The sequence below is a fragment of the Microbacterium pygmaeum genome, from assembly GCF_900100885.1.
Taxonomy (GTDB): Bacteria; Actinomycetota; Actinomycetes; order Actinomycetales; family Microbacteriaceae; genus Microbacterium; species Microbacterium pygmaeum.
This window is the reverse complement of the sequence record NZ_LT629692.1, coordinates 2,864,276-2,876,606: the sequence shown is the minus strand read 5'-3', so window position 1 is coordinate 2,876,606 and position 12,331 is coordinate 2,864,276. Positions and strand designations below refer to the sequence as shown.

The 12,331-nt window shown below is 69.0% G+C and carries 11 protein-coding genes; all 11 read left to right on the top strand.

Annotation, left to right across the window (positions count from 1 at the left end; genetic code table 11):
• The 11 genes from BLT19_RS13815 to murC all read left to right on the top strand — a co-directional run bounded on the left by BLT19_RS13815 (position 1) and on the right by murC (position 12,279).
• Positions 1–369, top strand: a complete 369-nt coding sequence (locus BLT19_RS13815; protein ID WP_091491346.1) for a DUF3040 domain-containing protein — start codon at positions 1–3, stop codon at positions 367–369.
• Positions 370–512: 143 nt separating this feature from the next.
• Positions 513–944, top strand: coding sequence for a division/cell wall cluster transcriptional repressor MraZ (gene mraZ, locus BLT19_RS13810; protein WP_091491344.1), 432 nt, complete (start codon positions 513–515; stop codon positions 942–944).
• Positions 945–1,044: 100 nt separating this feature from the next.
• On the top strand, positions 1,045–1,998 hold the full coding sequence (rsmH, locus tag BLT19_RS13805; RefSeq protein WP_172825699.1) for a 16S rRNA (cytosine(1402)-N(4))-methyltransferase RsmH: 954 nt from the start codon (positions 1,045–1,047) through the stop codon (positions 1,996–1,998).
• Entirely contained in the window at positions 1,995–2,588 is a 594-nt protein-coding gene (locus tag BLT19_RS13800; RefSeq protein WP_231917665.1) for a hypothetical protein, read from the top strand. The genes rsmH and BLT19_RS13800 overlap by 4 nt, the downstream gene beginning before the upstream one ends.
• A 4-nt stretch (positions 2,589–2,592) precedes the next feature.
• Complete coding sequence (locus tag BLT19_RS13795) at positions 2,593–4,377, top strand: peptidoglycan D,D-transpeptidase FtsI family protein (protein ID WP_091491338.1); 1,785 nt, start codon at positions 2,593–2,595, stop codon at positions 4,375–4,377.
• 76 nt (positions 4,378–4,453) lie between these two features.
• Positions 4,454–5,866 (top strand): UDP-N-acetylmuramoyl-tripeptide--D-alanyl-D-alanine ligase, encoded by a 1,413-nt coding sequence (locus BLT19_RS13790; RefSeq protein ID WP_091491336.1) that lies wholly within the window; start codon positions 4,454–4,456, stop codon positions 5,864–5,866.
• Complete coding sequence (mraY, locus tag BLT19_RS13785; protein WP_091491332.1) at positions 5,863–6,972, top strand: phospho-N-acetylmuramoyl-pentapeptide-transferase; 1,110 nt, start codon at positions 5,863–5,865, stop codon at positions 6,970–6,972. Before BLT19_RS13790 ends, mraY begins: the two co-directional genes overlap by 4 nt.
• Complete coding sequence (murD, locus tag BLT19_RS13780) at positions 6,969–8,519, top strand: UDP-N-acetylmuramoyl-L-alanine--D-glutamate ligase (protein ID WP_091491330.1); 1,551 nt, start codon at positions 6,969–6,971, stop codon at positions 8,517–8,519. The genes mraY and murD overlap by 4 nt, the downstream gene beginning before the upstream one ends.
• The gene (ftsW, locus tag BLT19_RS13775; RefSeq protein ID WP_091491327.1) at positions 8,470–9,717 is read left to right on the top strand and encodes a putative lipid II flippase FtsW; all 1,248 of its coding nucleotides are present in this window, start codon (positions 8,470–8,472) and stop codon (positions 9,715–9,717) included. The genes murD and ftsW overlap by 50 nt, the downstream gene beginning before the upstream one ends.
• Positions 9,718–9,726: 9 nt before the next feature.
• Positions 9,727–10,806, top strand: coding sequence for a UDP-N-acetylglucosamine--N-acetylmuramyl-(pentapeptide) pyrophosphoryl-undecaprenol N-acetylglucosamine transferase (locus BLT19_RS13770; protein WP_091491324.1), 1,080 nt, complete (start codon positions 9,727–9,729; stop codon positions 10,804–10,806).
• A 57-nt stretch (positions 10,807–10,863) separates the two neighbouring features.
• Positions 10,864–12,279, top strand: coding sequence for a UDP-N-acetylmuramate--L-alanine ligase (murC, locus tag BLT19_RS13765; protein ID WP_091491322.1), 1,416 nt, complete (start codon positions 10,864–10,866; stop codon positions 12,277–12,279).
• The last annotated feature ends 52 nt before the right edge of the window (positions 12,280–12,331 follow it).

Genomic DNA, 12,331 nt, shown 5'->3' with positions numbered 1-12,331 from the left:
ATGCCACTGTCCGAACAGGAGCAGCGTCTGCTCGATGAGATGGAACGCCATCTCATGCGCAATGACGCCGATGTGGTGAGCGCGCCGACCGATGGTCGAACGCTGAGCTATCGAAACATCGTGTACGGCACCGTCCTCGTCCTCGTCGGCCTCGGCGGCCTCATCGTCGGCGTGTCGACACAGCTGATCGTCGTCGGCGTCCTCGGCTTCGTCGTCATGCTGGGCGGCGTAGTCCTGGCAGTGACGCCCACACGCGGTATTCCCCGTACGCCCGTCGACACCGGCAGGCCGGCACCGAAGACCGCGTCCAGTCCGTCGTTCATGGATCGCATGAACGACCGCTGGGATCGGAGGCAGGAGGGGCCCTAAGCGTCCCGCCCGCCGTACCAGAGCACCGACCTTCGGGTCGGTGCTTTTTTATGTCCCGGGGCGCTCGCGGGTTACGAAGTGGAGGAAAGTGGAGTAAAGTGGCGGCTATCCCGTCGGGGGCCGGACGAAGGGGGTGGTGGCCGATGCTGCTGGGCACGCACACTCCCAAGCTCGATGACAAAGGCCGCGTCATCCTCCCCGCCAAGTTCCGCGATGATCTGGGCGACGGCATCGTCATCACCCGTGGCCAGGAGCGATGCCTGTACGTCTTCAGCGCCGACGAGTTCGAGCGCATCCACGAGCGGATCCGCGAGACCCCGCTGAGCAACAAGCAGGCACGCGACTTCCTGCGCATGTTCCTCTCGGGTGCGAGCGCCGAGACGCCCGACAGCCAGAACCGGATCACCATCCCGCCGACGCTGCGCACCTATGCCGGCCTCGAGAAGGAACTCGTCGTCACCGGTGTCGGCGCCCACGCCGAGATCTGGAACGCCGACGCGTGGAGCGCCTACGCCGAGGGCAACGAGGAAAGCTACGCCGAGCTCGAGCAGGAGGTGATCCCGGGCCTGTTCTGAGCCCCCGACCCTGACTCCCAGCCGCTCACCCCTGGCGCACTTCCCCGGTGCCAGGTAGGAGCGGATGGGGATCAGGATCTGGGGACACCGCCCGCACATCATGAGCCTCGGCGATATCCACACCCCGGTTCTGCTCGAGCGCTGCGTCGAGCTCCTCGCCCCTGCGCTCACGCGCGAAGGAGCGGTCCTCGTCGATGCGACGCTCGGGATGGGCGGCCACTCCGAGGCGCTTCTGAAGCGCTTCCCGGAGGTGAACCTCGTCGGCCTCGATCGCGACCAGGACGCGCTGCGCATCGCGGGCGAACGGCTGGCCGGCTTCGGTGATCGCGTGCACCTCGTCCACACGGTCTACGACGGCATCGACGCGGCGCTCAAGGAGAGCGGGTTCGACGCGGCCGACGGCATCCTGTTCGATCTCGGCGTCTCGTCGCTGCAGCTGGATGTCGCAGACCGGGGATTCGCGTACTCGCAGGATGCGCCGCTGGACATGCGCATGGATCAGACGACCGGCCCGATGGCCTCCTATGTGCTGGCCACGTACAGCGAAGGCGAGCTTCGCCGCATCTTCGAACGATATGGCGAAGAGAAGCTCTCCGGGCGGTATGCGCGGGCGATCATCCGGTCACGTGACGAAGTGCCGATCGAGCGCTCCGGCCAGCTCGTGGACATCCTGGTCGCTGCCACGCCGTACGCCGCGCAGCGTGCGGGGCACCCGGCCAAGCGCGTCTTCCAGGCACTGCGCATCGAAGTCAACGGCGAGCTCAGCGTGCTCGAGCGGGCCATCCCGGCGGCGCTGGAGAGGCTGCCGGTCGGCGGACGCATCGTCGTGATGTCATACCAGTCGCTGGAGGACCGGATCGTCAAGCGCGAACTCGCCCGCGCGACCGCGTCCACTTCCCCCGCGGGACTCCCGGTCGAACTGCCGGAGCACGCACCGCGCTTCCGGCTGCTGGTCAAAGGCGCCGAACTCGCCTCAGACGAGGAACGCGCGCGCAACCCGCGCGCCACACCGGTGCGACTGCGCGCCGCCGAGCGAGTGAGGGATGCCGCGTGAGCACACTGAGTACGGCTGCCGCGTCGAGCGTCGGCGCGCCGATTCGCCGGGAGGTGACCGGGCGTCGCCTCCGCGTCGTCGAGGAGCCCGCCCGACGTCGCCGGCCGCGTCTGATGTACGGCATCGTGGCGCTCTTGGGAGCCCTGCTGATCGGTGCCGCGCAGATGGCCCTGTCGATCGTCACGACACAGGGCTCGTACGAGCTGTCGACGCTGACGCAGCAGCAGCGGGAGCTCTCATGGCAGAAGCAGATCCTGTACGACGAGGTCGCCGGCCTCAGCTCACCGCAATACCTCGCCGCCAACGCGTCGGCACTGGGCATGGTGATCGAGGAATCGCCGAGCTACCTCCGCCTCAGCGACGGCGCGCTGCTGGGCCCGGGCTCGGCCGCAGCCGGTGCGTCGTCGGTCGACGCGATCGGACGCTCGACGGTCCCGAACGCGCTCATCACCGACACTCCGCTGGTCACCGCGCCGAAGGCGACCATCGAAGGCGCGCCGGTGCAGACGCCGGCCGGAGCAACGGGCGACGGAGTCGCGAACACACCGCCGCCGCTCACCGACGGACTGCCCACCCCGAGCACACACTGATCACATGACCACGAGAAGCACCCGAAGCCCTCGCCGTCGTACCGTCGTCGCCCTCGCCGTCGTGCTCGCGGTGCTCGCCGGCTTCATCGTGCGGCTCGTGGACATCCAGGTCGTCAACGCCGACGAGCACATCGCCGATTCGATGGAGGTCGCCCTCGGCGACGGCCGCACGCTGTACGGCACCCGCGGCACGATCGTCGACGAGACAGGCCAGACCCTCGCGGGCAGCGTCCTGCAGTACGACTGCCAGCTCGACCCGCTCCTGATCACGCAGATCGACGCGGACATCATCGCCGAGAAGTCCACCGCAGAGCCGTGGTCCACCGTGTCGCCGAAGATCGCCGCGATCACCGGCCAGGCCGTCCAGGAGGTGCAGAAGATCGTCGGTGACGCACTGGCGACCGACTCGGGATCGCGGTACGCCATGCTGGCGCGCGGACTGACCACTGAGCAGTATCGCGCCCTGGCGGACCTCGACCATCCGTACCTGGTCTGCGTGCAGCATCCGGCACGCACGTACCCCGACGGCGCGGTCGGCGGCAACCTCGTCGGATTCATGGGCGTCGACGGCGAACCGCTCGCCGGACTCGAGGAGAGTCAGAACGACTGCCTCACCTCGACGAACGGATCGATGACCTTCGAGAAGGGCCGCGACGGCGTCATCATCCCGGGCACCGAGGTGAACACGCCGGCGGTGGACGGTGGCACGCTGCAGCTGACCATCAACCGCGACCTGCAGTGGTACCTGCAGCAGCTCATCGGCGAGCAGGTCCAGGACACGGCCGCCCAGCGCGGCACGATCACGGTCGTCGAGGTCAAGACGGGCAAGATCCGAGCCGCGGCCGAGTATCCCTCCGTCGACCCCAACAACGTGGATGCCTCGGAGCCGCAGAACCGGTGGAGCCACATCTTCGCCGACACCTTCGAGCCCGGCTCGACCTTCAAGGGCCTGACGGCCGCGAGCGTGATCGATGCGGGCGGGCAGAGCCCGTCGTCCACGGTCATCGCCTCCGGCGACGAGACCTTCCCCAACGGGGCTCGGGTCACCGACTCGTTCCCGCACGACCTGTACGAGTACACACTGGCCGGCGTCCTCATCGACTCCTCGAACGCAGGCATCTCGAAGTTCAGCGAGCGGATCAGCGCCCAGACGCGCTACGACTACCTCAAGAAGTTCGGCATCGGCACCGGCAGCGCCGTGGGGCTGACCGGCGAGTCTCAGGGGTACCTCGTCGATTCGTCGGAGTGGGACAACCAGCAGCTGTACAACACCTCGTTCGGCCAGGGCCTGACCACCACCGTGCCTGAACTGGTCGGCGCCTACGACGCGATCGCCAACGGCGGGGTCAAGATGCCCCTGTCCATCGTCGAGTCGTGCACGAAAGCCGACGGCACGGTGGTCACCCCGACGCTGCCCGAACCGGCCCAGGTCATCAGTGCGCAGACCTCGGCGCAGATGCGCGAGATGCTGGAGAACGTGGCCCTGCAGGCCAGCTACGCAGACGACGTCGCCGTCCCCGGCTACCGCATCGCGACCAAGACCGGAACCGGTGAGAAGACCGACGGCGCGGGCGGCTACAAGGCGGGCGTGTACTTCACGACGCTGATCGGCTTCGCGCCGGCGGACGACCCGCAGTACATCGTTGCCGTGACCCTCGACGAGCCGACTACGGTAACCTCGTCCTCGGCCAACGTGCCGGCATTCCAGAAGGCGATGACCCAGGTCCTGAAGACCTACCGGGTCATGCCCGCGACGACGGCTCCGGTGCTGCTCCCGAAGTTCGGCTGAGCCCGCCGGTCGGAATCCGAGCACCTCGACTCAGAGCCAGAACCAGTGCCAGCGCCAGATCCGGCCGGAGAACCCGATGATCGCCCTTTCCCTTGCTCAGATCACCCATGTGCTGGGCGGTCGGCTGCACACCGCCGGCGACGACACCGATGAAACCGTCGTCTCCGGCACGGTCGACACCGATTCGCGCCTGATCGGCCCGGGCGACATCTTCGTCGCCAAGCCGGGCGAGGAGACCGACGGTCACCTCTTCGTGGATGCGGCCGTCGCATCCGGAGCCGCGCTGGCGATCGTGGAACGCGAAGTACCGGCATCCGTCAGTCAGATCGTCGTGGCCGATGCCGTCGCCGCCCTCGCCGATCTTGCTCGCGAGGTGGTGGGCACGGTGCGGGGTGCCGGCGCGTTGCGCATCGTGGGGATCACCGGTTCCAACGGAAAGACGACGACGAAGAACCTGGTCGCCCGCATCCTGGAAGCCGAGGGCGAGACGGTGGCGCCGCGCGCGTCGTTCAACAACGCCGTCGGCGCGCCGTTGACGATGCTCCGCGTCACCGAGGGGAGCCGCTACCTGGTGAGCGAGTTCGGCGCGAGCGCCCCGGGCGAGATCGCCCGCCTCGCCGGCCTGGTCGAGCCCGACCTGGGCGTGGTGCTCATGGTCGGCATGGCGCACGCCGGCGGCTTCGGCGGGATCGAAGCCACCTTCGCCGCGAAGTCCGAGCTCGTGCGCGCACTCCGGACGGGCGGCACCGCGGTGCTCAACATCGATGACCCCCGCGTGGCGGCGATGGCACCGATCGCGGCCGAGCGCGGTGTGGATGTCATGTGGTTCGGCCGTGGTCCCGACGCCCAGGTGCGCGCCGACGACGTGGCGGTGACGGCCTCCGGCACCCGCTGCATCGTCAGCGTGGGCGGCGAATCGCTGCCGATGCACCTGCAGGTCCTGGGCGAGCACCACGTCATGAACGCGCTCGCGGCGATCGCGGTCGCGGTGCGCCTCGGCGTGCCGCTCGCGGCGTGCGTCGAGCGGCTGGAGTCCGTCGAACTCGCCGAACGCTGGCGGATGCAGCCGCTCGGCTCGGACCGGGTGCGGATCATCAACGACGCCTACAACGCGAGCCCCGACTCCATGGCGGCGGCGCTGCGGACACTCGCGCAGATCACCGGCCCAGGGGAGCGCACCGTCGCCGTGCTCGGCGCGATGAGCGAACTGGGCGAGTACGCCGATGAGGAGCACGATCGGGTCGGACTGCTCGCGGTCCGCCTGGGCATCCAGCGCATCGTGGTGATCGGGGCACCCGCCCGCCGGATGTTCCTGGAGGCCATGGCGCAGGGCTCGTGGGACAACGAGGCGATCTTCTTCGAGACGGCGGACGAGGCCTTCGACTACCTGGTGGGTGAACTGCGCGACGGTGACCGCGTGCTGGTCAAATCGTCCAACTCCGCGGGTCTGCGGTTCCTCGGCGATCGTCTGGGAGAATCGTTCTCGTGAGATCACTCCTGACGGCGGCGGCGATCTCCCTGGCATTCACGCTGTTCCTCACGCCGGTCTTCCTGCGGCTGTTCCGCAGATGGGGATGGGGGCAGGTGATCCGCACCCCCGAGGACGTGCACAACCCGAGTCACGAAGCCAAGCGCGGCACGCCGACCATGGGCGGCACGATCTTCATCCTCGGGACGATCGTCGGCTACCTCGTCGGCTGCTACACCGGGAACAATCCGCCGACGATCTCGGGCTGGCTGGTCATCTGGATGATGGTCGGCTTCGGCGCCGTCGGCTTCATCGACGACTTCATGAAGGTGCGCAGTCAGCGCAGCCTCGGTCTGAGCGGCTGGCGCAAGATCGTCGGGCAGATCATCGTGGTGGTGCCCTTCGCGACGGTGGCACTCAGCTTCCCCAACGCGTGGGGGCAGACCCCGGCATCGGCGTACATCTCCGTCTTCCGCGATGTGCCCTGGCTGTGGCTGTTCGCGCTCGGTCCGATCATCGGCTGGCTCGTCTACATCGCCTGGGTCACCTTCATCGGCGTCGCCTGGTCCAACAGCACGAACGTGACCGACGGGCTCGACGGCCTGGCCGCGGGCGTCGGGATCTTCGTGACCGGCGCGTACAGCCTCGTGGTGTTCTGGCAGTTCAACCAGAGCTGTCAGGCGCCGGACATCCTCGCCGACACACCGCTGGCCTGTTACCCCACCCGCGATCCCTTCGACCTCGCGATCGTCTCGGCGGCTTTTGCGGCAGCGCTGGTCGGATTCCTCTGGTGGAATGCGCCCAAGGCGAATGTGTTCATGGGCGACGTGGGCTCGATGGCGATCGGCGGCGTGATCGCCGCGATGTCGATCCTCTCGCGCACCGAGATCCTCGGCGTCCTCATCGCCGGCGCGTTCATCATCGGCCCGGGCTCGGTCATCCTGCAGCGCATGTACTTCAAGGTGACCCGTGGCAAACGGCTGTTCCTGATGAGCCCGTTCCATCACCATCTGGAGATGCGCGGCTGGTCGGAGATCTCGATCGTCGTGCGCATGTGGATCATCGCCGGCCTGCTCGCCGTCACCGGTGTCGGGCTGTTCTACGTCGAATGGCTCTCCCGGGCATGAGCGGCGAGCGCCTGGATTCGCTGACCAGCTGGTACGCCGACTGGAAGGGCCTGCGCGTGGCCGTGCTCGGGCTGTCGGTCACCGGATTCTCCGTCGCGGACACGCTCGCCGAACTCGGCGCCGACGTGCTCGTCCTCTCCGAATCGGCAGACCCCGAGTACGCCCGGCTGCTGCCGGTGATCGGGGTCCGCTCCTGGATCGGGCCCCTCGATGTGGTCCCGTCCGAACTGAGCGACTTCGCACCTGCGGTGGTCATCGCCTCGCCGGGGTTCTCACCGCGGCATCCGATCATCGACTGGACGCTCCGAAGCCGCATCGCCCTGTGGGGAGATGTGGAGCTGGCGTGGCGTGTGCGGGACAAGATCGTCCGCTCGGACGGCTCGCCGGCCGAGTGGATGCTGGTGACCGGCACGAACGGCAAGACCACGACGACCCGCTTGACGGCGACGATGCTCGTCGCGGGCGGCCTGCGTGCGGCTCCGGTCGGCAACATCGGCGTCCCGATTCTGGACGCGGTTCGCGATCCGGCCGGTTTCGACGCGCTCGTGGTGGAGCTCTCGAGCCACCAGCTCTGGTACCTGGGACAGCAGACCGGCCCGCAGCCGGTCTCGCCGTACGCCAGCGTGTGCCTGAACCTCGCGGACGACCACCTCGAATGGCACGGATCGTTCGAGGCGTATCGCGACGCCAAGGCGCACGTCTACGACCGCACCCGGATCGCCTGCGTCTACAACAAGGCGGACGCGGCGACCCGCGCGATGGTCGAGGACGCCGAGGTCGTCGAGGGGGCGCGCGCCATCGGGTTCGACCTGGGCGTGCCCGGACCCAGCGATCTCGGAGTGGTGGACGGGATCCTCGTCGACCGCGCGTTCCTTGAGGACCGCGCCACGACCGCCCTCGAACTGACGACGGTCGACCGGCTGGCCGAACGTGGGCTCGCCGCCCCGCACATGGTCGCCAACGTGCTCGCGGCGTCCGCGCTCGCGCGGTCGCTCGGCGTGGACCCGGCGGCCGTCGGCACCGCGATCCGGACGTTCCGGCTGGACCCGCACCGCATCGAGGTCGTCGAGGTCGTGGAGGGCGTCACGTGGGTCGATGACTCGAAGGCGACGAACCCTCACGCCGCGGCATCCTCCCTCGCCGCCTACCCCGGTGCGGTCTGGATCGTCGGCGGCCTGCTGAAGGGCGTGGACATCTCCGACCTCGTCTCGGGGCGCGGGTCCGGCGCGAAGGCGGCCATCGTCATCGGCCTCGAGCGCGACCACGTCGTCTCGGCGTTCTCACGACACGCGCCGCAGGTCCCGGTCTTCGAGGTCGACGCCGATGAGACTGAAGAGGTCATGGCGCTGGTGGTCGAACTGGCCGCCGGGATCGCACGTGACGGGGACGTCGTACTGCTCGCCCCCGCCGCCGCATCCTTCGATCAGTTCACCTCCTACGCCGACCGCGGCAGGCGATTCGCCGATGCGGTGCGGAAGCGGATCGTGAGGGGGACCGGTGCCGAGCACGACCCAGACTCCGAGTCGTCCGGCCGCGAACCCGCCTGATTCCGCCGGCGGCCGCGGCCTTGCTGCGCGCGTCTCGCTCGGCCGAGTCTTCGCGCCGGTACCGAGCGAGTTCCTGCTCATCGCCTCCACGGCGCTGCTGCTGACCGGATTCGGTCTGGTGATGGTCCTGTCCGCGACCTCTGCCACGGCGACCGCCGCCGGGGAGGCGCCGTACGACGCGGCGATCAAGCAGGCGGTGTTCGCTGTGCTCGGCATCCCGCTGATGTTCGTCGCCAGCCGCATGCCGATCTCGCTCTGGAAACGGCTCGCGTGGCCGGCGCTCATCGTGGCCGTCCTCCTCCAGCTGCTCGTCTTCGTCCCCGGACTGGGTGTGGAAGCCCACGGCAACCGGAACTGGATCCTCATCGCGGGCATCCAGTTCCAGCCCGCCGAGTTCCTCAAGCTCGGTCTCGCGCTGTGGATGGGCTACGTGCTCTACCGCAAGCAGACGCTGCTGGGTCTGTGGCGCCACGTGTTCATCCCGGTCGTCCCCGTCGGCATCCTGGTGATCGGCACCGTGCTGGCCGGCCGCGACCTGGGAACGACGATGATCCTGGTCCTGGTGATCCTCGGCGCCCTGTTCTTCTCGGGCGTCAAGCTGCGGATCTTCATCCTGCCGGCCCTCGGCGCGGTGGTTGCGATGTTCCTGTTCGCCGTCACCAGCCCGGACCGGATGCGCCGCATCATGAGCTTCCTGGACGCGGACTGTCTCGCCGACTACGTCAACAGCTGCTACCAGCCGCTGCACGGCATGTGGGCGCTGGCCGGCGGCGGCATCTTCGGTCTGGGGCTGGGCAACTCCAAGGAGAAGTACGACTGGCTCCCCGCTGCGCCCAACGACTACATCTTCGCGATCGTGGGGGAGGAGCTCGGCCTGATCGGCTGCGCCGTCGTCCTCGCCCTGTTCGCGCTGTTCGCCGTGGGCGCCTTCCATGTGATCCGCAAGACCGACGACCCGTTCGTGCGCATCGTCTCGGGCGCCATCACGATCTGGATCGTCGGGCAGGCGCTCATCAACATCGGCGTCGTGCTGCGGCTGTTCCCGGTGCTGGGCGTTCCGCTGCCGTTCATGTCGCAGGGCGGCACGTCGCTGCTGTCGGTGCTGCTCGCCTCGGGTGTGCTGCTGTCGTTCGCCCGATCGTTGCCGGTCAAGACCGCCATGATGCCGAGTGCGAAGGGTCGCAGTACCGCCCGTTAGGGTCGAGGAGTGACGACCTACCTCCTCGCCGGCGGCGGCACGGCCGGCCATGTCAACCCGCTGCTCGCGGTGGCTGACGCGTTGCGCGCCCGGAATCCCGACGCGGAGATCCTGGTCCTGGGCACGCGCGAGGGGCTGGAGGCGCGGCTGGTGCCGGAGCGCGGCTACGAGCTGCTGTTCGTCGACAAGGTGCCCTTCCCGCGGCGTCCCGATCGGGCGGCCGCGACATTCCCTGCGCGGTTCCGGCGCGCGGTCGCGCAGGTGCGCGCACACCTCCGCGAACGCGCCGTGGATGTCGTGGTGGGCTTCGGCGGATACGCATCCGCGCCCGCCTACATCGCCGCGCGGCGCGCGCGGGTGCCCGTCGTCGTGCACGAGGCCAATGCGAAGCCGGGGATGGCCAACGCCCTCGGCGCACGTCGTGCCGCGCAGGTCGGGGTGGCGTTCGCGGGCACGCGGCTGAAGGGCTCGCAGGTGGTGGGGATGCCACTCCGGCGGGAGATCGTCGATCTCGAGCCCGGTACCTTGCGCGCCGCGGCTGCGGAGCATTTCGGACTCGACGCCGGCACGCCCACGCTGCTGGTCTTCGGCGGGTCGCTCGGCGCGCAGCGACTGAACGAGGCGTTCGGCGGTGCGTGGCGCGACATCCTGGCGGCAGGCTGGCAGCTGCTGCACGTGACCGGCGAGCGGTCCGATCTTCCTGATCCGGGCGTTGCGGGGTACGCCGTGCTGCGGTACGTCGACCGGATGGATCTGGCCTTCGCGCTCGCGGATCTCATCGTCTCCCGCGCCGGTGCGGCCACCGTCAGCGAGATCAGCGCCCTGGGGATCCCCGCGGTCTACGTCCCATATGCCGTCGGCAATGGAGAGCAGGCCCTCAACGCAGCGTCGGCCATTCGTGCGGGGGCCGCGATCCTGATTCCGGATGCCGCGTTCACCGCCGATCGCGTGCGCGCCGAGGTGGTCCCGCTGCTGAACGACGCGGAGCGGCGGATCTCGATGCGACAGGCCGCGGCATCCGCCGGCACTCGCAATGGAACCGAGAACGTCGTCGCGATGATCGACGCCGCGCTGGCGTCGCGCGGATAGACAGCACGGGCGCGCCGGGTCTGCGGCATCCTTCGTCCAACTTAGGATGAACGGGTCATGATCAGACCCGACCTGAGCCTTCCCATCCCCGCGACGATCGAGTCGGCGCACTTCATCGGCATCGGCGGATCCGGCATGTCGGGCCTGGCTCGGATGTTCCTCGAGCGGGGCATCCGCGTGTCCGGCTCCGATCGCGCTGACAGCCCGTCCTTGCGGGCGCTGGCCGATGCCGGCGCCACCGTGTACGTCGGCCATGACGCCGCACATCTGGGCGACGCAGACACCGTAGTGCACACCGGTGCCATCTGGCCGGAGAACCCCGAGTTCGTGCTGGCCAAGGAGCGCGGACTGGCGGTCATCCACCGGTCGCAGGCGCTGTTCTGGCTGATCGGCGGCCGCCGACTGGTCTCCGTGGCCGGGGCCCACGGCAAGACGACCTCGACGGGGATGATCGTCACCGCCCTGCAGGCCATGGATGCGCATCCGACGTTCGTCAACGGCGGCGTGATCGCTCAGCTCGGCGTCTCCAGCGGCACCGGCGATGACGAGCTGTTCGTCATCGAAGCTGACGAGTCGGACGGCACCTTCCTGCTCTACGACACCTCCATCGCCCTCATCACGAATGTCGACCCCGATCATCTGGACCACTACGGGTCCCGCGATGCCTTCGACGATGCATTCGCCCGCTTCGCGAACGAGGCGCGTGAGGCCGTCGTGATCTCCTCCGACGATGCCGGCGCCCGCGCGGTGCGCGAGCGGATCTCGCATCCGAACGTCGTCACATTCGGTGAGGCCGCCGAGGCCGACCTGCGGGTCTCGGGCGTGCGCACGGACGGCGCCGTCGAATTCTCGCTCACCCACGGCGGGAGCACCGTCCGGGTGCGCCTGGCGGTGCCCGGCCACCACAACGCGATCAATGCCGCCGGCGCCGTGGCCGTGCTGCTCGCCCTCGGACACGGATTCGAGGATGCCGCTCGCGCCGTGGCGGGCTTCGAGGGGACCGTGCGCCGATTCGAGCTGCACGGGGTCCGGCGCGGTGTCAGCGTCTACGACGACTATGCGCACCACCCCACCGAGGTGGCGGCGGCGCTCACCGCCGCGCGCACGGTGGTCGGGACCGGTCGGATCATCGCGATCCAGCAGCCGCACACCTACTCGCGCACTCAGCTGATGTACCGCGAATTCGCTGACGTGCTCGAGACGCTGGCCGATCACACGGTGATGCTCGACGTGTACGGCGCACGGGAGGACCCGGTCCCCGGCGTCACGGGCGAACTGGTCAGCTCCGCATTCGCCGACCCGTCGCACGTGCATTTCGTCGCCGACTGGCAGGAGGCCGCCGACTACACCGCGACGGTCGCCAGGGACGGCGACTTCGTCATCACCCTCGGCTGCGGGAACGTGAACCTCCTCATCCCGCAGGTCCTCGACGCGCTCGCCGGCACGCCCGACGAACCCGCTGCGGGAGCGTAGCGCCGGATGCGTCGTCCGCCGCCTCTGCCGCCGGCTGCGCCACCGGCCGCGC